The sequence below is a fragment of the Petrocella sp. genome (genome assembly GCF_059865615.1).
The window spans coordinates 1-26,493 of record NZ_JCBCDA010000093.1; the positions used below are offsets into that span (position 1 = coordinate 1).

The window sequence follows — 26,493 nt, forward strand, 5'->3', positions numbered from 1 at the left end:
ACTTGATCTGACCAAGTGAGTTTGATGACGGCACTGTGGTCTGAGAGGACTTGTACTTCACTAATAACTCTAGGTGCGGCCATGACTGGCATTCCACAGACCATAACCATCACCAATACGCCTATGAGACTTTTCTTAAATACTTTCTTAATGGATTTCTTAAAGGTTTTCATAAGCCCTCCCATTATCTTAGCGTCCTTGACCAAATCGTATAGAACTCACCATAAGTCATGGTGTCCTTAGGTCTTATGGTGCTCGTGTCTGATATAAGACCGAGTGTTGCTGCCTTCGTCAGATTGGTATGATAACTTGGGCTAATATTACGATCGTTTCTGATTCTATTGTAGATGGTGGTATCTAATTCAATGATGGTATTGTTCATGATCTCATAACTACGTACAAATACACTTAATGCTTCTTCTCTCGTAACTGTTGGCTTTGTCTGACTTTCGTTTGTCTTAATACCTGAACGAAGTAAGCTAGTCATGTTTTGATTCGAGAGCAACTTCGATAAATCAATTGTATCTGCTTCTGTTACAGAACCGTACACCGCTTGTACTAGATTTTTTTCACTGATGTTGCTATTTGGATTATAGTTTTGTATACCTTTTATTGTATAACGGTTGTAGACATCACGTCTGTATGGCTCCGACCAATGGGCCGGTGCCGCATGTATGCCGCTTATGTTGGTTGGACGGCTGATAGCGTAAAGACCATAACTGCCGACATCTGCGGTTTCAAAAGACATAACTCCATTTACTGTACTATAATGGCCATTATTCGCTTTTGACCAATTCGCATTGGCATCTTTAACATATAATGCTGTATCTGAGTTATTTAAGTCGTATATTGATGTTGTTTTTAGACCAATCCCCATTGGTTGGTCCAGATAACGAAGGGTGTCCACTTGTCGATTGCTTGAAACAGATATAAGCACTTGCTTCGGATTGGCTATGGCTGTTAAGGCGACCTCTTGAATCTGTGCTATGGTTGTCGCTGAATCCAGATTCTGGATATCAATAATGACATTTGGTGCCACACCATGGGCACTTACTTGCTTATTTATGGCTCCCATAACGGCTTTTGCAGGCATCTCAATGGTCAAATCATCGGCTTCTATTTTTAACTTAATCTGATACTTTAAAAAGGCCTCTATAACAGTATAGGGTATTGTAATTCTACGGCTGTCAATTTTTTTGTCTTCAAAACGATTTAAGTCTATAACATATTCATAGGCCTTGTCTTTAATTAATTTAGAAATCAGACGTTGGTTTACAAAGTTATCTGCGCCTCCAGAAGCGTCTGTCCCATCCTCCCTAAATCGGTATTCCAAAGAAGCTTGACTCGGATTATAAATCCATTCAAAATCTTCTGTAGGTAATATGAATGCACCAGGATCCTTGTACCCATCATATTCACTTCCGGAAGCTAAAGTGATGACTCTAATGGGTATGGTATAGGAGGATGATTCTTTTATGAGTAATTGGCCTTGTTCGCTACCGGTTATGGTTAATCGGGTCTTCATTCGAATGTAATAGTTTCGATTGGGAATCAAGTCATTGATTTTGACCAGATTCTTCTCAAGAATCTCTACACCACTTGGTATGACGTCCCCGTCTCCTCCCGTACTTTCAATATAAATTGGGTCTATGAACTTAGGGTTATCTGCCACTTCCATGATATAGGTATAGTTTGTTTTTACTTTTGAGTCCGCCTTCACCTCTACATCACCTAAGTCTTTAATCCAATCAATAATTATATAGTCTTCGGTTACACTCTTATCATACCCATAGATCTGCGTTCTTGAGTTTGGAGCTATACCCACACCTCTTGGTGGAATAGGTGCCACAGCGTCTCTTGTTTGACCTAAGACTGGATTACTCCACTGAGATACCTTGTTGTTACTTGTCTGTTTTGCCCTTACCCAGAAATAGTAGCTGGTTAATGGAAATAAATCATCTACTAGGACATCAAAGTAGGCGCCATCTTGTGGATAGCTAGGATCCAACTGATTGGTCGGTAATGTGATTGGTACAGGGGTTGCTTTCGTAATGTCATCGGTTCGACCATATACCAGTTCATATTCAAAATCTAAGTTATACTTCCATGTAACTGTAATATCAGAAGATGTATAGCCTGTTATGTAAACCGATGGTACTGTTGGATCGGGTGTAACCACAACAGGTTCAGGGTTGGTGGACACCACAATTGGTGTAGGGTAATGGGCATATAAGAGCTCATTACCAAACATTTCTCTGTATGGATAGAGTATAAACAAATAAGATGTATTGGCTATCAAACCGTTTTCTCTATAGGCCAAATAAGTATTATCTGTAGTATCTGAATAAGGTGTGATATCAATCCATGTTAATGGTGTCGTTCCATCTTTATCATTTTTTATCAGTTCGTCATAATAATCTGCAAAGGAAAATGCCGGGTTGACATTTTGTCTGGTTGCTATGGTCTCTAAAACTTGTTGGTAGGGTATCTTTAAAAACTTATATTTAACATCCGAAACGCCAAAATCGTCGTTTCCAAGGTCTACCTTTCTTTGTATAAGGTCTATAGGATCTAGCCCTACAATGCCGTCTAGATGGTCTTGTAGCTTCCCTATCTCTTCATCACCTAAATATACCGGGAAATAATCGGCGCCTGATACCGGTGTGATATGGATGCTTCCATCGTCTTCTACCCATACTTGATGCTGCCAAGTGCTTAGTGGGTTATCTAGGTCAACATTTTTCCCAATTACTTCGTGCCATGATTCTTTCCAATTCAAAGTCACCCCTGTCTGTGTGGTCTCACTGTCCTTGACCTTAAGAGGTGGCTTAGCTATGGTTGGTGGTTCAAAAGCATCTCCACCATAGGTATAGTATATGGCTGTAATCGTAGGGTCAGAAACTAAGGTGCCTTGAGATGTTATTTTTTTCGCCTGTACCTTAATATAGTATATTTCATTAGGTTTGATTTCTATAATCTCGTTTTGGCTTGTGTCGTAATAAAAATTGAGTTGCTCCCTAAAACCAATAATTTTGTTTTCTGCATTTAGGAGTACACGATTGTCTGTCGTTGAATTATAGCGCACTTCATTTACAATCGGTGTTGCATAGGCCAGTGTGCTAAGCTCATCTGTTACCCATATATCATAATACACATTGGTATCATAAATATTTTGACCGTAAGTGCTTGATGCCGGATTAACGTCAATACGCATAAAAGCGCCCCAAGTGAAGTTAATGGCTGTATTGTAAGCATCAACATGAAAGGTCACATTTTGACCGATAAGATTATCTACACTGCCTGTATAGCTATACCCAGGTATCAAATACTTCTCAGATAATATGGTTCTAATCTGATCTAGTGTATTACCTTGTTTTAAGTCTTGTATGATACTTGGAGATATCACATTGGGTACATAGGGTTTTGTTGGTTTTATCAAAAATTCTGAAGGTACATAGCGTAGACGATTGGAAATAGGCTCAATTGGAGGTTTGGATGTGTCATCTACTGCTTTATAGGTTAATTTTAATTCATACTCTGTTTCAATAATGGGTTTTTGCAATCGATAGTAGCCAATAGACGCTGCTTCTCCGTCGAAAATAACCAAATTACGCCCTCTACCACCTTGATATTCCATAAGGACGGCTTCAACAAGTTCATACTGTTCTTGTGCCTGCCCTACTCTAAAACTGGCCGGAATCTCCCATTGCAGACGTAAATAATCCCCATCTTCTACCAAAGAAAGTTCTACATTGGTCGATAGACTTTTGATGAGTGGGAAATTACGGTTTCTTACAATAGTATAACCATTGTAATAGTCCACCATCGGTTCAACCATAACTGAATAGACTTGTCCCGGATAAATGTTATTGCTGATTGTATAAGATAACTTTTGACGTCTTGCTACTGGATCATAGAAGGAAGTTACATCATCTCTATCGATGGATAATCCTGTTATTTCCCCTTCTTTGTTATTTAGCAGTTCTTGCTTACTACGGCTGGAATAATCACCTAAGGCATATACTATACGGTATTGAAACTCGGGCAAACCTAAGTCATCCCAAATAACTTGTATGGAATCCTCATTGCTTTCAAAATCAACCTGTATGTCTGTAATACCATAAGCTTTTACAGGTGCTTGGGCTAAAGGTGCTAGGACATAAACATCTGTACCATTGTTATTTACAATATGATAGTGATACGGTTGAATATTAATCTCATAGAAACTACCGGTCTGAAGATTCACTTTATTATGCACTTCCATCGTCTTGTTAATAAACTCCGCAGATCCGGCGTTAACACGAATGGTCGTACTGGTTCCTAGGGTTATGTTTTTTACAATCACTTCATAAAACTCAGGCGTATGTACAATATCCCCAGCTGCCCATTCATCCGGATCTTCCCAACTGATGAACATTGTTGGGTTGATGATTGGATCACCTGTAATGATATTCTCTCCAACGACAAAAAAGATATTGTCAATATTAAGCCTGTCCACAGGTAACTGTATATTGGCATGACTTATGCTCATGGTGGTCATCATTATTGCCAAAGTCAGTATCCATGCTATTTGTTTTTTCATGTTGGTACCTCCCATCAATTCAAGCCCTTATGTAGTGTAATCAATAGTTGCATGGCTTCTTTCATCGTGATGCTTTGACTTGGACTTATTCTACCGCCCTCAGGCTTAATAATGCCTAAGTTAGCACCAATAATGAGTTTTTGTCTAAGCGCTGCATCTGCCTCTCCAATATCCGATATAATATTGTAATTGGTTATAACAACTCGGTTTAGATTAATCTTATGCCGATAGGCATAGGTGTCTATATACAAGCCTAAGGCTTGGTCCTTCCTTAATGTTTGATAGCTGTTTAATGTTGTTGCGTTAATACCTCTGTTTCTCAAATAATCCGCCGTATCCTGACCTTCAGGCGCACCAATAAGTCTTGCTAGAGCTGATACCCACTGATATTTCTGAATTGCTTTCGTTGGACTTTGAAAATCATTGGCCGTAAAAATACTGGATAGATTATAATAATTGATGACATCAATACCATCTTGTGCATAAAGCTGTACCAAATCCACAGATGTGTTAGAAGATGGTAAGAGAATATAAGGATTCAGCTTAAGGGCATCTACATAGTGTCTATTATTAAAATATGTGCTGTTTACTTTTTTCCATACGTTGTTTTCTCTGGTGTATATTTCATTATTGGCCGGACTTTTTATGGGTGCCAAGGCAATATATATGGCTTTACTTGGTTGACTGATGCTTGTCACATTCGAACTGATGTTATTAAAATATAGATTGGATGCCTGACTTATATAAGCCTGCTCCACCTTCTTAACCCTTTGGTCGACTATTCCAATGAGTTGCGTATCATTAATGCCTTTTTTTAGTTCATTTTCAATATCCACAATCAATCCTGCCCTATTACTGGCAATAACACTGTCTAAGGTGCTGACCATAAGCCGATCAATCTCTTCTTCTAATTGAAAGCTACCTACCAAAGCCAGCTCAACTTGCACCACTTCACTGGAAGGGGTAATGTTGTTGATCTTTCCGGTAAAAGTATCTGTATGAATCTTTATTCTTAAGTAGTAATCTTTATAAGTGCTATTATAACGCTTAATCTCTTCTACCATCTCACCTAGTTCTTTGGTGATGTTGATACCTAGGGTTCTGGGTCTTATACCAACCACTTGATTTTTACTTTGGATTTTTATGGTTACGTTGTGTCCGTTTATTGCCTCAAGGGAGTTGGACGGTAAATAATACGTATTGGTGGCTTTGTTATCGGAATACAGAGTAAGCTCACCATTTATAGTTCTTTTTATGATACCTTCTCCATAATTCTCACGGTATTTTACCGCTGTTTCTCTACTTGTATCGGTTATCTTAAAGTAAATTAGTTGTTTTAAAGCTTCCGCTTTTCTTAAGTAATAATCAATATATTCATAGTATTTATTTTCCTTATCGTAACTCTCTTGATCAAATTCTGTTCTTGATACTACGGTTTCGGAATAGGGTGATTTCGGATATACTCTGGATCCGTCCGGTAATATTTCTTCCGGTTTTGTCCGATCTTCAATTCTAATCTTGATGTTATAAGTCTTACCTGGCTTTAAGTCTGTAATCCTATAATGCAATCTTTTATAGCCTACAGGACCACCAATTGTATCTCCAAGAAGTATGGCCGGATACTTTGTGATACTATAATCCATATCATCTTCCCCTTTTACAAAGACTTCAATACGATAGTCTGAACCAATCTGATTCATCTCGGGTATAGGTGCGTCAAATCGAATGATTAAGGCTGTCTTTGGTTCATAAGTGTATCCGGATTCATAATCAACGATGAGATTGATGGGGCCTTTTACAGGTGCTGTGGTTAAGGTTCCCGGAACCCAAGGTGATGTGTTCGTGACAAACTCACCTTCAATTTTTGTTGACCGTACATAGTAGTAATTGACTTTATTAGGCGCGTTGGCATCATCAATCAGATAGAAGCGATTGTTTTCAATAACAAGTAAAGCTAGGTCTTTATCTTCCCATAAACCTGTCTGTCTGTTGTATTTTTTCAAATAGGTTATACCTTCATGTTTGTAGATGCGCCATCCTTCAACCACGTCACTACTTAACTCTGAGCCATCTAATATATCTGTTATGCCTATTGTTTTGGCTGATAGATTCTCAGGAAGTGCTCTGTCTTCAATGGCTAAAACTTCAAAACCGTTTAGATTATTCTCAAATGCCATGGCTGCCGGTAAGAACCATGTTAAGCCTGCATTTAATAAACCTTCATCGGCAAAATCAACTGTAAAACCTTCAGGCGCTAATGGGAAAATCTCTTCATCTCCCGGTGGTATAGGGGTCTGAGGTACTGTAGCACTTAGTACACTGGATGGGTCCGATTCTCTTATCTCATCGTCGGTAATCTCAAGCTGTGTTACAATCCGAATGTAATACGTTTTATTGGCATCTAGGCCCTGAACATCTACGCTTAAGTTGGTATTGGTGCCATTGGGTGTTGAACGTACAAAGTAAACCACTTCACCATCTCTTAATTCATTGATGGTGTCGTCACCAATAAGCATTAATCCTTCATTGGTCATATCCAGCAGTTCATATTCCGAGTCATCTTCGTTTAATGGTAAAACTTGATCCAATGCTTCTGAGATATAGATTTTGTAATTAATACTTTCTATGGCTTTGTTAATGGGTTCTAGCATGTTCCTTTCATAGTTAGCTACATCCACTGTATGCCATTTTAAAGTGACACCTGTTGAACGGTCTTGGACATTGCCATATAATGGGTCGTAAGTCAATGTGTCTACCATTGGAATATCATAAGTAACCATACTTAGTGAAAGACTGGCCGGTATGGACATCTGAGATTCAGATACAATTCCGTCTTTTACTGTGATGGCTTTGATTCTTAAGTAATTGACCCCCGGAAATTCAAAATCATAGGGTGTTTGGGAATCTGATACTACATAGGGATCTAATGCTTCTTCATCTATAACCGTATCTAGAGTGTTAATCCAAGAACCATTTTCATAAAGAACAATCTTGTTTAACCTAAGGCGTTCATCGGTTTTATTATAACCAAATGCATAGTTGAGTTGTTCAGATGGTGTTGGTTGCGTTCCAGGTACATCACTGGATTGCCTAAGCTTATAGACGTTATCCTCTTTGTAGACCTCAAACACTTTGATAACTTGATAAGGGTTGCTCACGTTGTTTGTGGGTACTTCGTTCACAGACAATTCATAAAAAAGTGATCCGCCATCTTTGAATATATCATCCAGCTCCTTGACTGTTTTATTGGTTGGGGCATCCCATACCAAGTCCATCTCGACTTTGGTTGGGTTATCTGTCTCATCCTGCGGAGGTACTACGATGACATTCTCTATAGTTCGAATGGTTGGTGTGGTTGGGGGTACGTTCTGATCATCAATTGCCTTATAGTTCAGCACTTGGGATCGAATCTGAACCCCAGCAAAATTCACAAATACCTGATAGGCATCTTGTGAAGAAGTGCTTTGAAATGGTACAGGGATAAAAATCTCATCATTGTCCCCAGCCGTAGAATGATAATTCTTGAGCCACAGGTCACCGTTTGGATCCAGTTCGGGTTTAACAACTTTACTATAGAGGATAATATATTCAACATCCCCCTGACTGCCTATGTCGTATGGTACAATATCCAGATAGGCTTCTTTTGCGTTAGCCCGCTTAAGTTCATAGGCCATATAGGTATACCCAAAACCATTCACAGGTCTATAGCCGGTAAAGCCATAATCTTCAAAACCGATTGCATCCAGATCCACTTGAAAACCAATATTGACATTATAAATACGGCTGGCTTCTAGTTCTGACCATTGAATGGTTTTGCCATCATCAAATAGGTCCGAGTTGTCCTTGACCAGTCTTACTTTGTACTCGTAGGTATCCGGGTCATAGTCATAACCGACATCTACATTCGCTTCAGCATCATCTACATCCAGTGCATAAATAGGGTTGCTGTCGTCCAAATCTCCAAAGTCTTTGAGTCTAAAATTAAAGTCCAGATAGGAATCGGAGCCGATATCATCCAGTTCGATGATAGCGCTTATGTTACTTAAATTGGTTAATTCATAATCATAGGTCCATGTATCATTATCCAGTTCCTTAGGTTGTTTGAACTTGATATCCAGTCCAGGCCTGTTCCCTGGTTTATTGCCTGCATCTGTGGGTTGTGTTATGGGCTTAATCTCTATATTGGCTGTCCCTGCTTCATTTTCTCTTAGATGGGTCGGCGTGACGGTAAAGCCCTCTAGACCTTTGAGAACCTTAATGTTCTCAGTCGTTCCATTTGGCTTTACATAACTTACGGGCATGACAAAGCCCTTGTTATAGTTTCTTAAGAGTACAAAGGCTTTTCCTAGTTGAAAATCCCACTTGATATAGACTCTTTTGTTATCTACCTCAAAGGCAACACCAGGGTATTGTGAGCTAGCAGATCTTGGAATGCTAAATTCTAAGCCGCCTGAGGGGCCAACCAGTTTGGCGCCATCAAAGCGCCAATCCGGCACTGTAAGATTATAATCCATCTGTAAATAAGAATTAGAGACTAGATCTTGGGTGACATTGGTCGCGCCTAAATCTTCTCTAATAAAATACTTCACATCCACTTTTTCATAGGCCTGTTGAAACCGGATTTCTGTTTGACGGCCGTCTTCTAGATGATAAAATAAAGCATAATTGCCTGTGACGGATAAATCCAACTCCAATAGAATCTCATTGTCACCGGTCTTATTGTTAATTATGGTGAAGTTGGTGTCCATTGTATCTAGTTTTCTCCATATCAAAGTACCATCAGCCGCTTCTAGCTCCATGGGGACGATGCCAAATATGGCCACTAATGTTATGATTAAGATGCCTATGATGATGCGCTTATATTTTAACGTTTTCATATGAAGCTCCACCTTTTCTATATTCAGTCATCAATTTATGTTTAGAAAGACTCTTATGTATATCGGCAAAGAATGCTCATATGATTACCGAAATCTGATAAAAGGTATATTACAAATTAATAACAAGAGGCTGCCCAGTCGGACTGCCTCTTGTTATTTCTAATTAGTATTATATTCTTATTTGTCCTGCCTTGCTTGTGCTATTTCAATCCTAGCCAAAGCTCTAAGAAGTGATGCTTGTGCTTGAACAACGTCTTCTTCTTTATGTTTTTCATCATGATGGGTCATTTCTTCAAGCTTCTTCTCGGCGCGCTGTCTAGCAGATAAGGCCCTGTCCATATCAATCTCATCTGCCCATTCAGCTGCATCAGTCAATATGGTCACCTTTTCTTCGCCAATTTCTGCAAAACCATTATGCAATACCGCTTCAAATGTGTCTTTATCATTTTTAAAGACAGCTTTACCACTGGTTAGTGTTGTTATCAAAGGAATATGGTCATATAGTACACCTATGAAACCTTCTGTTGTCTTAAAAGACAAAGCATCCACTTCTGCGGTAAAAAACTCACGATCCGGTGTTACAATATGTAATTCGATTTTGTTTGTCGCCATAAAATCACCTACTATACACGACTAAGGACATCGTCAATATTTCCTGCCATTAGAAATGCACTTTCCGGTATGCTATCATGTTTTCCTTCAAGTATTTCACTAAAACCACGAATGGTTTCGCTTAAAGGTACATATCGACCTTCAAGACCTGTGAATGTCTCAGCTACGAAGAATGGCTGTGACAAGAATCTTTGAATCTTTCTTGCACGCATAACTAAAGTCTTATCTTCTTCTGATAATTCATCCATACCTAAAATGGCTATGATATCTTGCAACTCATTGTTTCTTTGTAGTATCTCTTGTACACCACGGGCTACACTATAATGCTCTTCCCCAATAATCATTGGGTCAAGTATTCTAGAGGTTGAGTCCAATGGGTCAACAGCTGGGTATATACCAAGTTCGACAATAGATCTAGATAGAACTGTCGTTGCATCTAGATGGGCAAATGTTGTTGCCGGTGCTGGGTCTGTTAAGTCATCGGCTGGAACATATACCGCTTGTACAGAAGTAATGGAACCTTTTCTTGTTGATGTGATACGTTCTTGGAGCATACCCATCTCTGTTGCTAGCGTTGGTTGATATCCAACCGCACTTGGCACACGTCCAAGTAAGGCGGATACTTCAGATCCGGCTTGGGTAAAACGGAAAATATTATCAACAAATAGAAGAACGTCTCGACCACCTTCATCTCTAAAGTACTCTGCCATAGTCAAGCCTGTAAGACCAACACGCATACGTGCCCCTGGCGGTTCATTCATTTGTCCAAAGACCATGGTGGTTTTATCAAGTACCCCTGATTCTGCCATCTCATGGTATAAGTCATTTCCTTCTCTGGTACGCTCTCCAACACCTGTGAAAACGGAGTAACCTCCATGTTCTGTTGCAATATTTCTAATCAACTCTTGAATAAGCACAGTCTTACCTACCCCTGCACCACCAAAGAGACCGATTTTTCCACCTTTTTGGTAGGGACATAATAAGTCAACAACTTTTATACCTGTTTCAAGAATCTCTGATTCTGTAGATTGTTCCTCAAACTTTGGTGGCTCACGGTGTATAGACCACTTATCTTTTGTAACAGGTGCTGGCTTACTGTCGATTACTGCCCCTGTTACATTGAACATTCTGCCAAGTGTTTCCTCACCTACAGGTACCCTTATTGGGCTTCCTGTATCGACGGCTTCCATACCTCTTATCAATCCGTCTGTTGCACCCATTGAGATACATTTGACGATATCGTCTCCAAGGTGACCCGCTACTTCAACAATCAAAGGTATATCGTTTTTTCTCTCGATTGTAATGGCATTGTATAATTGAGGTAATTCACTTGTTTCGAATTTAATGTCTAATACCGCACCAATAATTTGAGTGATTTTCCCAACGTTTTTTGACATTTTTCTATTCACTCCTTTACTTTAGTGCTTCTGCACCGCCAACAATCTCAGATAACTCTTGGGTTATAGATGCTTGACGGGCTCTGTTGTATTGAAGGGTTAACTTGTCAATCATATCCGATGCATTGCTCGTTGCAGAGTCCATGGCTGTCATACGTGCACCATGTTCGCTTGCAATGGATTCTTTTAAGGCACCGAATATAATGCTATTGACATACTGTGGAATAATGCTGTCTAGCACTTCTTCTACACTTGGCTCATAGTTGATACCGGATTCCAAATGTTCTTCGTCCGGTTTTTCTTCTACAAAATCATCAAAGTCCAGAGGCAAAAGCTTAATGAGTTTTGCTTCTTGATTCAAAGTGGACTCAAATGCCGTATAAGCGATATAAACATGATCAATCTCACCACTTACATAACGTTTAAGTAACTCTGTACCGATCTTTGCTGCATCACCATACTCGGGCATATCTATCATTTCATTATAACTTTCAATGATGTTAAAACCTCTTCTTTTTAGAAGGTCTCTTCCTTTACGTCCTACTGCAATTACACTTGCATCTTCGCCTTCAACGCGATGAGTCGTTACCATTTTACAGACGTTATTATTGTATCCGCCCGCCAATCCTCTATTGGATGTAACAACGATATAGGTGTTATGCTTACCTTCTCGTTCGTCTAGGTACTTATGGCTGACTTGACCGCTTTGGGCTAAAATTGAAGTGATGGTACCATGCATTTTATGGAAATAAGGTCTGGTCTTGACCGCTTGCTCCTTTGCCTTTTGTAGCTTGGCAGTTGCAACCAGCTTCATCGCCTTGGTGATTTGTTGGGTGCTCTGTATGCTATTTTTCCTTCGTTTAATATCACGCATTGATGCCATCGATTAATTACACCTCTTCACTCTTCTTCATGAAGTCTGTTTTGAATTCACCAATCACGTCTTCAAGACGCTTATCAAGCTCATCTGTCAAACCTGAATCTTTAATCAAGTCTGCTAAGATTTCCGGATACATGGTTTCAACAAATTCCATTAGTCCAGTTTCGAATTTATGTATATCGTCAAGCTCGATATCCATTAAGAATTTTCGAGTCGCAGCGTATAAAATCACAATTTGCTCTGCAACTTTTAAAGGCTTGTATTGAGCTTGTTTTAGTATTTCTATAATACGTTCACCTTGTGTTAGACGATCTCTTGTTTCTTTATCAAGGTCTGAGCCAAATTGGGCAAAAGCTGCCAGCTCTCTATACTGAGCAAGCTCAACACGAATGGGTCCGGCAATTTTCTTCATGGCTTTGATCTGAGCTGCACCACCAACCCTAGATACGGATAGTCCCGGGTTGATTGCAGGTCTGATCCCTGAATTAAACATCTCTGTCTCAAGGAAAATCTGACCGTCCGTGATGGAGATAACGTTCGTTGGGATATAGGCAGATATGTCACCTGCTTGTGTTTCAATGATTGGCAAGGCGGTTAAAGAGCCTCCACCACGCTCATCAGAAAGCTTTGCTGCACGTTCTAACAATCTGGAATGCAAATAGAATACATCTCCAGGATAAGCTTCACGTCCCGGTGGTCTACGAAGCAGTAGTGACATGGCTCTGTAGGCAACAGCATGTTTGGATAAATCATCATAAATAATTAAGACTTCTTTACCTTCTTCCATCCATTCTTCACCAATCGCACAACCTGCAAAAGGCGCAATAAATTGAAGTGGCGCTGGTTCAGAGGCGTTGGCCGCAACTACGGTCGTATAGTCCATTGCGCCATTTTCTTCTAACTTTTTAACCAATTGTGCAACTGTTGAAGCTTTTTGGCCTATGGCTACATAAATACATAATACACCGGAATCTTTTTGATTCATAATTGTATCAATAGCTATCGCTGTCTTACCTGTTTGTCTGTCTCCAATGATAAGCTCTCTTTGTCCACGTCCAATAGGCACCATGGCATCAATCGCCTTAAGACCTGTTTGAAGTGGTGTGTCGACGGACTTACGTTCGATAACGCCAGGTGCAACTCTTTCAACTTGTCTAAACTTGTCTGTGCTAATTGGACCTTTGCCGTCAATTGGCTGACCAATTGCGTTGACAACACGTCCCATTAATGCATCACCGACTGGTACTTCTACAACCCGTCCTGTGGCTTTTACAATATCACCTTCACCAATACCCTTGTCTGATCCCATTAACACGGCACCAACATTATCTTGTTCAAGGTTAAGAACCATACCATAAACGTCACCAGGAAACTCAAGTAGCTCTCCTGCCATAGCGTTTTCTAAGCCATGTATACGGGCAATACCATCGGCAACCTGAATTACAGTACCTACATCGGCAACTTCTAATTTGGTTTTGTAGCGTTTAATCTGCTCTTTGATCACTGAGCTGATTTCTTCTGGTTTCAAATTCATACCGAGGTCACACCGCCTTTCTACGAAAAATTAATTTTAGTCTCTAACAGCTTCTTAGACATCATATGCATATGTCCTTTGATACTGTTATCAATAACCCGATCTCCAATTCGAATGAACAAGCCACCTATAAGGGTGTTGTCAATTCTGTATTCCGGAATGATCTTTTTGTCTGTTGACTTTTCCAATTGATCGATAATCTGCTTTTTCTTCTCGCTGCTTAGTTCATCCACAGACTCAATATAAGCCTTCACTTTACCTTGATGGGTGTCTATCATATCAAGAGTTTCTTTCAAGATATTAGAGATGTATTGTTGTCTGTTCTTCTTTAAGATTAGAATCATAAGACCTAATAGGTCTTGGCCAATCTTATCTGTCAATGTGTCTTCAAGTAATTTGATCTTATCTGTCATAGAAACTTTGGGATGACTTAGAAATTCAATCAAACCCTCATCTAAAAAACTTTCTTGAATTAATAGAATATCCTTTTGCAAATCATCTACAGCATCTTTTTCTTCGGCAAGCTGAAAGATTGCTGAACCATAACGTTTTGCTACTAACTCAACCATGAGGATTCTCCAATACTTGCAAGGGTTTCATCAACAAGTTGATTCTTCAACTCATCATTGATGGACGCTGCAACAAATTTGCTTGCCATTACAGTTGCAACACCGATAATCTCACGACGCATCTCGTCTTTGCTCTGCTCTTTCTCACGCTCAATATCAAGGTGAGCTCTTTTTATTAGTCGATCTGCCTCATCTTTTGCTTCTTTTATAATCTCATCTTCGCGTTCAATAGCTCTTTTTCTTGCATGTGCAAGTATTTTTTCTGCCTCTTGATGGATATTTTGTAATTTGCTTTCATAATCCGTCTTAAGGGCTGCCAATGCTTCTGTATCTTCATCTATACGCTTATATTCGTCGGCAATCTCTTCTTTTCTTTTTTGCAAAATATTTCTTACAGGTTTGAAAAGTAGCCTTCCAAGTATGTAAAATAATACCAATACAGTAAGTATATGGACTATGACTTGAATAATGGTTTGATCTGTAAAAAAGATAACATAAGGCTCTGGAAGTGCATTAAGTTGTGGTAAGGAAGTCGAAAGATTTTGCATTACCATATTTAAACCATTCAATTCACCTTTCCTCCTTTCGTTAAAGGGTAAAAGTTATACCGGATTATTGACTTAATTCCATATATTTCGTAATTAATGGGTTCGCAAACAATAAAATGATGGCAATGATAAGACCATAGATACCTGTTGTCTCCGCTACCGCTGCACCAAGTAACATGGTTCTGATAATATCGGATTGGGCACCTGGTTGACGTCCAACCGCTTCTGCACCTTTACCTGCTGCAAAACCTTGACCGATACCAGGACCTATACCTGCGATCATAGCTAAACCTGCTCCGATTGCTGAACTCGCTAATATTAACGCTTTTCCATCGATTTGATTTACATCTGACATTTTTAAATCCTCCTTATATTCAATAAGTTTATGATTTTTGTTATAAATTGACTTCTTCTATTTACTATTCCTAGAAGAAAATGTTAACGAACAATAAAATTAGTGCTATAATCAGTGCATATATACCTGTTGTCTGAGCAACTGCTTGACCTAACAACATGGCTCTTATGATCTGACTTTGTAACTTAGGACGTTTTCCAACGGCCTCAGAGCCTTTACCTGCTGCATATCCTTGACCAATACCCGGTCCGATACCTGCAATCATGGCAAGTCCTGCTCCAATAGCGCTTGCTGCGAGAACAACCGCTGTTCCTTCTCTGCCAACCAATGGATTGGCAAACAACATGATGATGGCAATAACCAGTGCAAATATACCTGAAGTCTCAGCTACAGCTGCGCCGAGTAGCATGACGATGGTTGCTTGTCTACCACCTTCTGGATTGTTTCCAACCGCTTCAGCCGCTTTTCCTGCTGCAAAGCCTTGACCAATACCAGGACCGATACCTGCGCCCATAGCCAAACCGGCTGCAATTGCCGAACCTGATAAAATCAAAGCAAATCTGTCTGTGTTATTTAGAAAATTAAGAATCATTTCAAAAAGGCCATCCATTTTTTCACCTCACTTTACTGAATGTGACCATTCTAATCCATCGCACTGGCAACAAATGTCATGCTCAGCATAACAAATATGAAAGCCTGTAACACACCTGCAAATATGTCAAAATACGCATGTAAGGCTACAGGAATGCCGATTAGTGCAAACCAGGGTAGATTATAATACAATCCCATGATAATTGTTCCACCTAATATGTTGCCAAAAAGACGAAAACTAAGGGATATTGGGTTGGCCAACTCTCCAATAACATTAAGTGGCGTTAAAGGCCACAAAGGTTCGGTTAAGCCTTTTAACCAAGAAAAAGCGCCTTTTTCCTTGATGGCAAAACCTTGGACCATGGTGAACGTAATCATGGCCAATGCAAATGTTAGTGCAAAGTCAGCGGTTGGGGGTCTCATGAAATCAATTAATACTTTTGGCTCTCCAGCTGGTGGTGCGCCAATGTTTGGTCCTAAAAACAACCCCGATATATTACATAATAGTATGTAAATAATCATAGAACCGTAGAAGGATCCAAATTTTCTGCCGTGCTTGCCCATAGTCGTTTCAGCAAAGTTATCCAGTGTATCCACTAGAAATTCGACAACATTTTGAACACCTTCTGGTACTTTTTGGGGATTTTTAATTGCATTTCTTACAATCAAGGCAATTAAAATTAGGACGCCACAAATGATCCATGAGTTAATCATTGATTCTGTGATCCAGAGCTCAAAGCTGCCAATACGGACTACTTTGGCAACATAAATGCTAAAATCCATCTGTGATCATCTCCTTTTGCTAGACATTTGAGACTACTTAGACTTAAAAGTCAGTTTCTTCATCATCCTCCCACTCTAAGAATTCAATAGAGCCATCAACCGGCACCTTTGGTTCAAGGGCACCTTGCCAATAAGCCGCTAACTTCAAACTTAAAAGTGCTAGAATAACCGCCACACCACTAATGGTCGGTATGGCTATACCCACAAAAAGAACGATAAATGTAACCACATAGCGTAACATGTAATGCACACTCATATAACTCTTAGCTGCACTAGGTGGTTTCTTTATTGCTCTTTTCAATGTGATTTCTAATAGTTTAATTTTTAACAAGGTGACCGAGCCACCTAGTAATATACCTCTTGCATAGGTAGCTATATCGTCAACCAATAGAACGCCTACGCCAAAAGTAATACATAATATGATCAATACTTTCCAGGAAAGAGACCACACAATCGACTTATTTTCTGTCATGCTTAGAACCCTTCTTTCCCGAATCAACTCTACTAAGTACGGTAACGAACAGGTTTCGAAAGGCTGCTAAAACACCAAGGATTAAGAATATAATCAGGAATAATCCATTGGTTCCAAGCTTCCCATCTATCCAGTGTCCTATAAAGATACAAAGAAAGATAGGTATTGCCATTAATAGACCAATCTGACTGACAAGGGCCAAATTCTTTAGATAATCAAATTTCATGACTTCTCACAACCCTTCTACAAGATAGTATTATACCTGTAATTAAGACGAATGTAAATATATATTCACAAGATTCACCAATAATTGTTATGATTTTCACGATATTTTATCTGTTTTGCAAACTCAATTTACTTGTGATTGGCTTTTAACCATGCTACTATGCGTTCTGATGCATGGCCGTCTCCATATGGATTGGCGGCTGTTGACATTTTATTATAAGCGTTTGTATCCTTTAATAATTCTATAGTTGTATTTATAATCTTGGTTTTATCCGTTCCCACAAGCTTAAGCGTACCCGCTTCTACACCTTCCGGTCTCTCTGTTACTTCTCTAAGAACAAGTACCGGTTTGCCTAGAGAGGGTACTTCTTCTTGCAAGCCACCGGAATCTGTTAATACCAGATAGGATCTTGCCAGTAGGTTGTGCATGTCTTTCAACTCGAGTGGCGGTAAGAGATGGATGCGATCATGATGGCCTAATATACGATTGGCCACATCCATAACCTTCGGATTAAGATGCACTGCATAGACTACTTCAACATCCGGTCTAAGGTTAACAACCTCTAGAACGGCTTCGCATATGTTTTCTAAGGGTTTCCCTAGATTTTCTCGTCTATGGGCCGTCATGACGATTATTTTTTTGTGTTTATAATCAATATGGTTTAGAGCATCCACGGTAAAATGATAGGCGTCATTGATGGTAGATGATAGGGCATCAATAACTGTATTGCCTGTAACAACAATACGGGCTTCTTCAACATTTTCAAGGATTAAATGTTTTTTAGCCGTTTCGGTTGGTGCAAAGTGATAGTCTGCAATACTTCCGGTTAGTTTTCTATTCATTTCTTCCGGAAAGGGTTGGTATTTGTCATAGGTTCGAAGACCTGCTTCCACATGACCTACTGCGATTTGATGGTAGAATGCTGCTAGTGCACCTGCAAATGTCGTGGTTGTATCACCATGAACAAGCACCACATCCGGTTTGGCTTCTTCCATGATTTTTTCAAGACCTTTGATGGCCCTTGTGGTAATGTCTGTTAATGTCTGATGTTGCTTCATAATATCCAAATCATAGTCCGGTTTTATATCAAACACTTCAAGTACCTGATCTAACATTTCTCTGTGTTGCGCAGTCACACATACAATATTCTCTATACCTTCTTCTTTTTCCAAGGCTTTTACTACCGGTCCCATCTTAATGGCTTCCGGTCTTGTACCAAATATGCTCATAACTTTCATGGTTTTCCTCCGATGCTTCTATATGTAATTAATCACTTTTAATCTTTTTATTCTGATAATTGGTATATAAGATATCCCCTAACCACACAGACAAGATGATGCCAATAATCAAAGAGGCTAAGAAAAAATCTTTTAAGGCAAAAAGAATACCCGCTATACCAAAGCAACCACTAACGCCATACATGGTTAAGACCGCTCTTTTATGACTGATTCCTTTGTCTACAAGTCTATGATGCAAATGGCCGCGATCACCTTTGTATATGGATTGCTTATTAACCAATCGTCGTATAATGGCAAATGATGTGTCAAATATGGGTAGTCCCAGAACGATAGCCCCAACAATGACGGTAACCACTGTATAGCTTTTTGTTAAACCTTGAATGGAAATGACGGCCAATGTAAAACCTAAAAACGTAGATCCGGTATCACCCATAAAAATCTTAGCAGGGTTAAAATTGTGAGGCAAAAATCCTAAGCAGGCGCCTGCAAGTGTGGCTGCCAATACAACAATAACCGGAGGTCCGAATATAAAAGATATAATCATAAAGCTTAGTGATGCAATGGATGCCACACCTGTTGCAAGACCATCCAATCCGTCAAGAAAGTTTACCGCATTGGTTAGTCCGACGATCCATAGTACCGTTAGGACATTGCCTATTGAACCTACTTGTATGACACCGCCATTGGCCCATGGCCATGATAGAATCTCAATACTGGTTCCCGAAAAAACAACAATTAAAGCTGCCAAAATCTGAAAAAATATTCTAAGCTTAGGGCTAAGCTGATAGATATCATCTAGAAAGCCAACAATGGTTATGATGATGCTTCCTATGATGAGTCCGAAAAATTCCATCGAGACAAAACCACCAACTAATGGTGCTATTAAAAGGGATGTAAAAATGAAACCGGTTACAATTGCTGATCCGCCTGCAAGTGGCATCGGCTTATCATGGACACCTAATGCTTTTGGGTGGTCAATGGCACCGACTTTTATGGCCAACTTTTTACTCAAGGGTGTTACCAACACCGTAATACCAAACGCCAAAGAGAAGGCTATGATATAGATGATATTGATATTCAAGTTTTTAAGAAATTCCATTATTCCATCATCTCCAAATTTTCCGACTTCTATATAATTTATTTCGTTCCATATAAACGGTCTCCAGCATCCCCAAGTCCAGGAATGATATAACCATGGTCATTTAGCCGCTCATCAAGTGCCGCAATATAGATGTCTACATCCGGATGGGCCTCTTGCACTTTTTTTACACCTTCCGGTGCTGCGATTAAGCACATGAAGTGGATACGACTAACGCCTTTATCTTTAATGAATTGTATAGCTGATATAGCTGATCCACCGGTTGCTAACATTGGATCAAGTACAAATATATCTCGTTCTGCAGCATCGTAAGGTAACTTACAATAATACTCAACAGGATTAAGGGTCTCCGGATCACGATACAAGCCAATGTGGCCAACTTTTGCTGTTGGAACCAAGCTTAACATCCCATCCACCATGCCAAGTCCGGCTCTTAGTATCGGTACAATACCAAGATTCTTACCTGCTATTTGTTTGACAGTTGCTTCTGCAACCGGCGTCTTAACGATTTCATCACGTAAAGGAAGGTTTCTTGTCGCCTCATAGCACATGAGCATGGCTATCTCATTAACCAGTTCTCTAAATTCTTTGGAACCCGTTTCTTCTTTTCTTAGGACACCCACTTTGTGTTGAATAAGTGGATGGTCCATTACAAATACATTTGACATTTTTTCCCTCCTATAGGATCATCTTTTGTTTGTTTAACACCTAATCTTCTATTTTCTCTACACGTCTTCTGTGGCGTTCTTCATTAGAAAAATCCGTGTTAATAAATGTATCCACAATTTTCAAAGCCAGTCCGGGACCTACAACCCGTCCTCCAAGACACAAAACATTCGCGCTGTTATGAAGTTTGGTCGCTTCAGCAGAAAAACAATCATGGCATAGTGCCGCTCTTATACCTTTATGCCTATTGGCCGCTATGGAAATACCGATACCTGTACCACATATCAATATGCCTTGAGCTTTTTCATGTTCTAATACATATCTGCAAACCTGTTTTGCATAATCCGGATAATCCACTGCTTCCTCGTCATGGGTCCCAAAATCTATATAGGAAATACCTTTTGAATCAAATGCCTGAATGATTTCCTTCTTAAGGGCGTAACCGCCATGATCGCAACCTATTGCTATCATCTTTTTCCTCCTTCTACCTCGTACTATTTGACACGACTACTATATTATGCTTTTAATTGGTCTATCAGCTTACTGATAGCAGTATCTAATTGGTCAGCGCACTGATCATATGCCTCTTGACCCAAACCATAGGGGTCTTTTACATCACCTGTCATTTGTATATATGGCAACAAGACATATACTTTGCCTTCCAACATCGGATAGTGGTATTTTAAATATGTCTCATGTCTGCTCGTCATTGTCAGTATAAGCATGTTCTCTGTTACTTCTTTAGGATCAAACCTTTTTGACTTATGGTTCTTAATCGAAATATGTTTTTTTTCCATGGCTTTTACAGCTTTCATATTCGCAGGCTCTTCTAAGTTGACGGAAATACCCCGAGAACATATAATCGCCTTGTTTTTACCTATTATTTTTTTTGCTAAGCCTTCTGCTATTGGCGACCTGCAGGTGTTACCTGTACAAACAAACATTAAATCTTTCATATGACTCGTATACTCTCCTCTATACAAAGCGTTGTTCATTATTTGCTGCTTTTAACAATCGATTCATGGTTGCAACACCAATCTCTTTTTCATGAAAGGCTTGTGTAAGTATTTTTTCAATACCTAAATCATCCATTTGTCTTAATACTTTAAAGAGGTTAGAGGCAATTTCATAGGCATCGTGTTCTGAACCAATCGTTAAAATTGTTGGACAGTTATAAGCCTCACGGTCTTCATTTGTTGCAATAATTCCGACTTTTTCTTTATTACTCAAGCTTTTTTGAACTGAATCATTCATGGCTTTTATGGCTTTTTCTTTACTGCCGTAATAAATAACCAATCTGCCTTTTGGTGCATAATGCTTATACTTCATTCCCGGTGCTCTTGGTATTTCATCAACCGATAGTCCAAGGTCTTTTGGGTCTAGAACCACCGGTCCTATAATCGCTTCTATCATTGCTTTGGTAACCCCACCCGGTCTAAGTATCACAGCCGGCTCCGATGTCAAGTCCAACACAGTTGATTCTAGACCGATATTAGCGTCTCCACCATCAATAATCATATCAATACGACCTTTTAGGTCTTCTATAACATGGGCTGCAATGGTAGGGCTTGGTTTTCCTGATATATTGGCACTGGGCGCAGCAATAGGTAAGCCGCTTTGCCTTATGATTTCCCTAGCAAGGGGATGTGCCGGCACTCGAATGGCTACGGTGTCCAAACCACCTGTAATCTCATATGGTATTACTTGGTTCTTCTTGAAGATCATCGTTAATGGCCCTGGCCAAAAAGCTTCCATTAAGGGTCTGGCTATTTCCGGAATCTCCGTTACATATTTTTCAACCTCTTGAGCATGATCAATATGGACTATTAATGGATTATCCGAAGGTCTTCCTTTAGCTTCGTATATTTTTCTGACAATGGATGCATCTAAGGCATTCGCACCAATCCCGTAAACCGTTTCAGTAGGAAAAGCAACTAGACCACCAATTTTCAAGGTCATTGCTGCTTCTCTGATTAGGTCAATTTGATTTTCTGGTGTTATATGCAAAATTCTTGTATCCATTGGTCACCGTATTCTATTCATTCGGATTATTGTCCTGTATAATTATAACATACTTTCTGAAAAAATGAATCCATTAAGGCGTTTCTATAGTATTTTGTACTTCCGATTGGTATATACCAACCCCAAGTAGACTTATTCCTATTAATATTAAGATTAAAAGCTGTACACTATTGTACTGAAAAAAGTTAATCTTAGCAAGGTAAATGTTCAAAATATTATATAAGGTGTGTAGCCAAATCGCGGATAGAATGGAACCTGTTTTATAAACGAGGATTGCCGCCAACAGCCCTACAGGGAAAACATATATACTTTGAACGAGGTTCATATGACTGAGTGAAAAGATCACACTTGATAATACTATACTTACAAAAGGCCCGAATCCATAAGATAGCCTACTAAGCACAACGCCTCTAAAGAATAGCTCTTCAAATATAGGTGTTAATATACCTACGATTACCATGAGAAACCCAAAATTATAGACTCGAAAAGTTGAAGAACTTAAATATGAAAACTCAATATCTGTTGCCGCACTAATGAATCTAATCAGGCCATTCATTAAAAAAACTAAACCAATACCTGTTACCATACTTGCTAAACTGTTTTTAATGTTCATCTGTCTAAGCGCAAATATTTGACTTAATTTCTGTTTGGAAAAAACTGCAACGATTAGAAATAAAGATGCAACCACAAGCCAACTTAATAGGGTGTATTCCAAGGGATGGTCTCTTACGTATTCTAACGTTATACTTTCTATATCACCTAGATGTGTATACGCTTCAATATGTAACATTTCCCACCCTTGATGCAAACCGTAAAAAATAATATAATTGTATGCAAAATACATAATCTCATAGATTAGGTACACGATACCAATAAGTAATATACATTCCAAAATAGCCCTTAATCGCTTCATGCCGACCGCCTATGTTTTCACGCAACCTATCCAATACTTTGATTTGTTGCTTGATTTATTTATGGTACTAAATGTTTTCTAAGCACATTCCATATGGCTTCTTTTTCTAAACCTATCTTCCATCCTGCTACACCAACTAATTCATGCTTAGAAAGCAACTTCACTTTCTCTTCAATTGATTTTTCTTCTTCAAGCCACATTTTATAGGTTTTACCGTCTTTTTCATATTCCCCATAGTATTGCTTAATGTCTTCTAACCAATTGAACTCTACACCTTCTTCCGTCATGATTCGATAGGCTGTATCCATACCAAAAGCTCTTGAGGATACTTTGACTTCTCCATCTATTACTTCTTCAGTCCACAACCTCGTATAGTAGGGTAACCCTAGTACCGTCTTCTCTTTTGGTACTTCTTTTAGTGTATCTGTGATACCTTTTTCTACGAATCCAATACTGGCGACAGAACCACTGTTTGGAGAAGTGGACCAGTGCTCATCATAAGCCATAATCATGACATAATCTACAATCTCCCCCACTTCTTTACGGCCATAGTGGGCTGTCCACTGTGAGGGTACGTACATATCTACTGAGACCACCAAGCCTTGGTTTTTAAGATAAGGGGTCAGTTCTTTCATAAACTGGATAAAATAGGGTCCATCTGCTTGCCCAACGTTTTCAAAATCCACGTTAATACCATCTAGATTATAGAGCGCGGATAAGGCCAATAGCTCTCGTATTACTTTTTCTCTTTTTTTTGTGCTGCTTAGGACCTCATGGGTCAACTGACGATCAAATTGATTTGAAAATAGTGCCCAAACTTGTATACCTCTTGCATGGGCTTTATTTACATAATCTAAGTCTGCAATATTGGTAATGTTCCCTTCTGAGTCTTTTATGTGAAACCATGTAGGGGAAATGACATTTAATCCACGAACACCTTCTAATACATCATCTAAATAGCGATTGGCCGTCGTGTTGGTAACCTGATGCCATGCCAGATTCAATGCACCATCAAAAGTTGGTCTTGTGTCATAGTTATAGATTTCTCTAACTAAGGGTTCACCTACAATTAATCTTTTTTCACCTACTTCTTCTTTACGGATATACCCGATCAAGCCTTCTTTGGTTCGTACTTCAAGCCATATGCCATCATCATCAAAAATCCTGATTTCTTCTCCACTTGCAGCTTTTTTGACTACTGTACTTTTCTTGTCTTTCCAAGAACGAATAATACCATATTCGTGTGTACTTGGCATAACCATTCCATAGGTTCCATCTAAACTTTTGTCTTCTATGGTCAACGTATCTATGGTTCCATCATAATAGAAATCATGATGCGCAAATTTTTTCATCAATTCTAAGGGCATAAACGGTATGTCTGGAACCAATTCTCTAATCGGTATCTCCAGAGAAATAGGTTCTTTATTCACAAAGTAGGTTAAAGCATCTGTTTCCATACGTATGACATCATTTATCGATGTATAGGTTAGTATCTTTTCCTCATTATCCCAGTAAAAACCGTCATTAAAGTATTCCATTACAAAAGTGATTGGTACATATACCACATCGTCTATATATCTAGGATAGTGGTCAAGCTCAATCCTTACATTCTCAAAGATGACTAAGGTCTCATCCTCACTTAAACCCTTCATTAGGTTTTCAATTGGTTCCATGGTCATATTGGGTACCATTAAATAAGACTCATCAAAATTTCTTATTTCAAAAAAGTTGGTTCCAAAACCAACCAAAAGAAATACAAAAATCAAAGATATCTTTCTTAAAAGTTTTAACAAGCTATCACTCCTCACTTAAAGCTTATTCTAACATATCTTCCACCCTACTTTATTACAAAACAATTAAAAAGACCTGACTTTTTTCTGTCGGTCTTTTGATTATAACCCTACGGTTTTTTATATGGATTCATTCCCTGTTATTTTATTACTTTTACCATGATGGGTTTTTTCTAGCATCATGGCACTTTGTATCAAGCAAAATACACCTGCCATGATGAAAAAATCACCAATGCTCATGATCTTTGGCATGGGATAAGGCGGACCAATAAAAATAACATCCGAGAGCATCTTAAATCTGGTCCCTGACTCCAGTAAAACATGACCGAGATCAAAGTTGGGTGCGTAGGGTGCTGGGAGTGCAACCGGCATCTTGCCTTGGTTGGCTGCAATTGGTATGAAATTCAGTATTGAACCAAGGCCCATTAGATTAAGACCTCGCCATTTCAAGTTAAGAAAGATTGGCACCATGATAATGCAGTAGGTAAATAAGTGCAATATATAAAAATGGTCATAGAACAGACGTCCGATGCCACTGCCTTCCTCATTCGCCATTGTAAAGATTAGTACTTGAAAAATACTACCTACAAAAAACAGGTATATGCCTTTAATCTCTATTAAACCCAAATGCTTAAGTTTACCTTTTCGAATCCAACCAACTAGGATTGATAGAACGATGCTTTCAACAATCATACGCTGACCCCACTTAATGGTTCATCGTAATAAATATCCGATGGGTCTTCTTGGTTCTCTTCAAGAATCACTCCGAACTCATCTACATGTTCTAAGACAATACCCACAAGACTGGCATTAAACTGAGTGCCTCGGTAGAGAATTAATTCTTCAACCGCCTCATCTAGTGTCAATGCCTTACGATAAGGTCGGTTGGTGGTCATAGCATCAAAGGTGTCTGCTATTGATAGTATAGCAGCATCTCTTGGAATGGTTTCCCCTATAAGGCCTTCCGGATAACCTTTGCCATCTGGTCTTTCATGATGGTATTTTACAGCTTCTGAAATCTTTCTAAGGACATCTACGTTACTAAGAATCTGAGCACCCATGGCTGAATGATCCTTGATTTTGGTGTATTCGTCCTCAGATAACTTACCGCTTTTGTTTAGAATCTCATCAGGTATACCTATCTTACCAATATCATGGAGCTTGGCTGCTTTTTGAAGATTTTCCATCTCATTTGGTGAATATTTTAAGGCTTTGGCCAATATAGCCGCATACCGCTCCACCCTTGTGGCATGACCACTTGTATAGGCATCTCGCATTAACAAGGCCTCATTTAATGCTTGAATGGTTTCCATGCTCATTTTTTGAGAATCAAAGTATA

23 protein-coding genes and 1 pseudogene are annotated in these 26,493 nt (G+C 39.2%); all 24 read right to left on the bottom strand.

The window, feature by feature from the left end:
- Window positions 1-184: 184 nt before the first annotated feature.
- Window positions 185-4,582, bottom strand: a complete 4,398-nt coding sequence (locus tag AC6F8J_RS10245) for a hypothetical protein (protein WP_500723118.1) — start codon at window positions 4,580-4,582, stop codon at window positions 185-187.
- A 14-nt stretch (window positions 4,583-4,596) separates the two neighbouring features.
- The gene (locus AC6F8J_RS10250) at window positions 4,597-9,459 is read right to left on the bottom strand and encodes a hypothetical protein (protein WP_500723120.1); all 4,863 of its coding nucleotides are present in this window, start codon (window positions 9,457-9,459) and stop codon (window positions 4,597-4,599) included.
- A 177-nt stretch (window positions 9,460-9,636) separates the two neighbouring features.
- Window positions 9,637-10,071 (bottom strand): ATP synthase F1 subunit epsilon, encoded by a 435-nt coding sequence (atpC, locus tag AC6F8J_RS10255; protein ID WP_500723122.1) that lies wholly within the window; start codon window positions 10,069-10,071, stop codon window positions 9,637-9,639.
- An 11-nt stretch (window positions 10,072-10,082) separates the two neighbouring features.
- A complete protein-coding gene (gene atpD, locus AC6F8J_RS10260; protein ID WP_275842039.1) occupies window positions 10,083-11,468 on the bottom strand; it encodes a F0F1 ATP synthase subunit beta in 1,386 nt (461 codons plus the stop codon).
- A 16-nt stretch (window positions 11,469-11,484) separates the two neighbouring features.
- Window positions 11,485-12,351 (bottom strand): ATP synthase F1 subunit gamma, encoded by an 867-nt coding sequence (gene atpG / locus AC6F8J_RS10265; protein WP_500723124.1) that lies wholly within the window; start codon window positions 12,349-12,351, stop codon window positions 11,485-11,487.
- A gap of 7 nt (window positions 12,352-12,358) precedes the next feature.
- Entirely contained in the window at window positions 12,359-13,882 is a 1,524-nt protein-coding gene (gene atpA, locus AC6F8J_RS10270) for a F0F1 ATP synthase subunit alpha (RefSeq protein WP_500723126.1), read from the bottom strand.
- A 20-nt stretch (window positions 13,883-13,902) separates the two neighbouring features.
- The gene (gene atpH / locus AC6F8J_RS10275) at window positions 13,903-14,451 is read right to left on the bottom strand and encodes an ATP synthase F1 subunit delta (RefSeq protein WP_500723128.1); all 549 of its coding nucleotides are present in this window, start codon (window positions 14,449-14,451) and stop codon (window positions 13,903-13,905) included.
- On the bottom strand, window positions 14,439-15,020 hold the full coding sequence (gene atpF / locus AC6F8J_RS10280; protein ID WP_500723130.1) for a F0F1 ATP synthase subunit B: 582 nt from the start codon (window positions 15,018-15,020) through the stop codon (window positions 14,439-14,441). The genes atpH and atpF overlap by 13 nt, the downstream gene beginning before the upstream one ends.
- Window positions 15,021-15,063: 43 nt before the next feature.
- Complete coding sequence (atpE, locus tag AC6F8J_RS10285; RefSeq protein ID WP_125137112.1) at window positions 15,064-15,354, bottom strand: ATP synthase F0 subunit C; 291 nt, start codon at window positions 15,352-15,354, stop codon at window positions 15,064-15,066.
- A gap of 70 nt (window positions 15,355-15,424) precedes the next feature.
- Window positions 15,425-15,697 (bottom strand): ATP synthase F0 subunit C, encoded by a 273-nt coding sequence (gene atpE, locus AC6F8J_RS10290; RefSeq protein WP_500723156.1) that lies wholly within the window; start codon window positions 15,695-15,697, stop codon window positions 15,425-15,427.
- Window positions 15,671-15,946, bottom strand: a pseudogene (locus AC6F8J_RS10295) (ATP synthase Fo subunit C); the annotation flags it as partial. The gene atpE (AC6F8J_RS10290) and the pseudogene AC6F8J_RS10295, both read right to left, overlap by 27 nt.
- A 50-nt stretch (window positions 15,947-15,996) precedes the next feature.
- Window positions 15,997-16,728, bottom strand: a complete 732-nt coding sequence (gene atpB, locus AC6F8J_RS10300; RefSeq protein ID WP_500723133.1) for a F0F1 ATP synthase subunit A — start codon at window positions 16,726-16,728, stop codon at window positions 15,997-15,999.
- Between the two features lie 43 nt (window positions 16,729-16,771).
- Window positions 16,772-17,200, bottom strand: a complete 429-nt coding sequence (locus AC6F8J_RS10305; RefSeq protein ID WP_500723135.1) for an ATP synthase subunit I — start codon at window positions 17,198-17,200, stop codon at window positions 16,772-16,774.
- Window positions 17,187-17,426: an AtpZ/AtpI family protein gene (locus AC6F8J_RS10310; protein WP_275842031.1), complete on the bottom strand. Its 240-nt coding sequence runs from the start codon at window positions 17,424-17,426 to the stop codon at window positions 17,187-17,189. Before AC6F8J_RS10310 ends, AC6F8J_RS10305 begins: the two co-directional genes overlap by 14 nt.
- Before the next feature lie 128 nt (window positions 17,427-17,554).
- Window positions 17,555-18,664, bottom strand: a complete 1,110-nt coding sequence (gene wecB, locus AC6F8J_RS10315) for a non-hydrolyzing UDP-N-acetylglucosamine 2-epimerase (protein ID WP_500723137.1) — start codon at window positions 18,662-18,664, stop codon at window positions 17,555-17,557.
- Window positions 18,665-18,692: 28 nt separating this feature from the next.
- Window positions 18,693-19,745 (bottom strand): glycosyltransferase family 4 protein, encoded by a 1,053-nt coding sequence (locus tag AC6F8J_RS10320; protein ID WP_500723139.1) that lies wholly within the window; start codon window positions 19,743-19,745, stop codon window positions 18,693-18,695.
- 56 nt (window positions 19,746-19,801) lie between these two features.
- Window positions 19,802-20,431 (bottom strand): uracil phosphoribosyltransferase, encoded by a 630-nt coding sequence (gene upp, locus AC6F8J_RS10325; protein ID WP_500723141.1) that lies wholly within the window; start codon window positions 20,429-20,431, stop codon window positions 19,802-19,804.
- Window positions 20,432-20,471: 40 nt separating this feature from the next.
- The gene (gene rpiB, locus AC6F8J_RS10330) at window positions 20,472-20,900 is read right to left on the bottom strand and encodes a ribose 5-phosphate isomerase B (protein WP_500723142.1); all 429 of its coding nucleotides are present in this window, start codon (window positions 20,898-20,900) and stop codon (window positions 20,472-20,474) included.
- Window positions 20,901-20,944: 44 nt separating this feature from the next.
- On the bottom strand, window positions 20,945-21,385 hold the full coding sequence (locus tag AC6F8J_RS10335) for an arsenate reductase/protein-tyrosine-phosphatase family protein (RefSeq protein ID WP_500723144.1): 441 nt from the start codon (window positions 21,383-21,385) through the stop codon (window positions 20,945-20,947).
- Between the two features lie 19 nt (window positions 21,386-21,404).
- Complete coding sequence (locus AC6F8J_RS10340) at window positions 21,405-22,451, bottom strand: L-threonylcarbamoyladenylate synthase (protein ID WP_500723146.1); 1,047 nt, start codon at window positions 22,449-22,451, stop codon at window positions 21,405-21,407.
- A gap of 73 nt (window positions 22,452-22,524) precedes the next feature.
- The gene (locus AC6F8J_RS10345) at window positions 22,525-23,364 is read right to left on the bottom strand and encodes a CPBP family glutamic-type intramembrane protease (protein ID WP_500723148.1); all 840 of its coding nucleotides are present in this window, start codon (window positions 23,362-23,364) and stop codon (window positions 22,525-22,527) included.
- Between the two features lie 59 nt (window positions 23,365-23,423).
- Complete coding sequence (locus tag AC6F8J_RS10350) at window positions 23,424-25,157, bottom strand: glycosyl hydrolase family 18 protein (RefSeq protein ID WP_500723150.1); 1,734 nt, start codon at window positions 25,155-25,157, stop codon at window positions 23,424-23,426.
- A 117-nt stretch (window positions 25,158-25,274) separates the two neighbouring features.
- The gene (locus tag AC6F8J_RS10355; RefSeq protein WP_500723152.1) at window positions 25,275-25,847 is read right to left on the bottom strand and encodes a DUF5317 family protein; all 573 of its coding nucleotides are present in this window, start codon (window positions 25,845-25,847) and stop codon (window positions 25,275-25,277) included.
- Window positions 25,844-26,493: HD domain-containing phosphohydrolase (locus AC6F8J_RS10360; RefSeq protein WP_500723154.1), on the bottom strand; the 650-nt coding region annotated here is incomplete at its 5' end. The genes AC6F8J_RS10360 and AC6F8J_RS10355, both read right to left, overlap by 4 nt.

Bases quoted from the DNA above. Each gene is read 5' to 3' on its own strand.
- AC6F8J_RS10245 (WP_500723118.1), bottom strand. From the start codon at position 4,582: ATGAAAAAACAAATAGCATGGATACTGACTTTGGCAATAATGATGACC.
- AC6F8J_RS10250 (WP_500723120.1), bottom strand. From the start codon at position 9,459: ATGAAAACGTTAAAATATAAGCGCATCATCATAGGCATCTTAATCATA.
- atpC (WP_500723122.1), bottom strand. From the start codon at position 10,071: ATGGCGACAAACAAAATCGAATTACATATTGTAACACCGGATCGTGAG.
- atpD (WP_275842039.1), bottom strand. From the start codon at position 11,468: ATGTCAAAAAACGTTGGGAAAATCACTCAAATTATTGGTGCGGTATTA.
- atpG (WP_500723124.1), bottom strand. From the start codon at position 12,351: ATGGCATCAATGCGTGATATTAAACGAAGGAAAAATAGCATACAGAGC.
- atpA (WP_500723126.1), bottom strand. From the start codon at position 13,882: ATGAATTTGAAACCAGAAGAAATCAGCTCAGTGATCAAAGAGCAGATT.
- atpH (WP_500723128.1), bottom strand. From the start codon at position 14,451: ATGGTTGAGTTAGTAGCAAAACGTTATGGTTCAGCAATCTTTCAGCTT.
- atpE (WP_125137112.1), bottom strand. From the start codon at position 15,354: ATGTCAGATGTAAATCAAATCGATGGAAAAGCGTTAATATTAGCGAGT.
- atpB (WP_500723133.1), bottom strand. From the start codon at position 16,728: ATGGATTTTAGCATTTATGTTGCCAAAGTAGTCCGTATTGGCAGCTTT.
- AC6F8J_RS10305 (WP_500723135.1), bottom strand. From the start codon at position 17,200: ATGACAGAAAATAAGTCGATTGTGTGGTCTCTTTCCTGGAAAGTATTG.
- AC6F8J_RS10310 (WP_275842031.1), bottom strand. From the start codon at position 17,426: ATGAAATTTGATTATCTAAAGAATTTGGCCCTTGTCAGTCAGATTGGT.
- wecB (WP_500723137.1), bottom strand. From the start codon at position 18,664: ATGAAAGTTATGAGCATATTTGGTACAAGACCGGAAGCCATTAAGATG.
- upp (WP_500723141.1), bottom strand. From the start codon at position 20,431: ATGTCAAATGTATTTGTAATGGACCATCCACTTATTCAACACAAAGTG.
- rpiB (WP_500723142.1), bottom strand. From the start codon at position 20,900: ATGATAGCAATAGGTTGCGATCATGGCGGTTACGCCCTTAAGAAGGAA.
- AC6F8J_RS10335 (WP_500723144.1), bottom strand. From the start codon at position 21,385: ATGAAAGATTTAATGTTTGTTTGTACAGGTAACACCTGCAGGTCGCCA.
- AC6F8J_RS10340 (WP_500723146.1), bottom strand. From the start codon at position 22,451: ATGGATACAAGAATTTTGCATATAACACCAGAAAATCAAATTGACCTA.
- AC6F8J_RS10345 (WP_500723148.1), bottom strand. From the start codon at position 23,364: ATGAAGCGATTAAGGGCTATTTTGGAATGTATATTACTTATTGGTATC.
- AC6F8J_RS10355 (WP_500723152.1), bottom strand. From the start codon at position 25,847: ATGATTGTTGAAAGCATCGTTCTATCAATCCTAGTTGGTTGGATTCGA.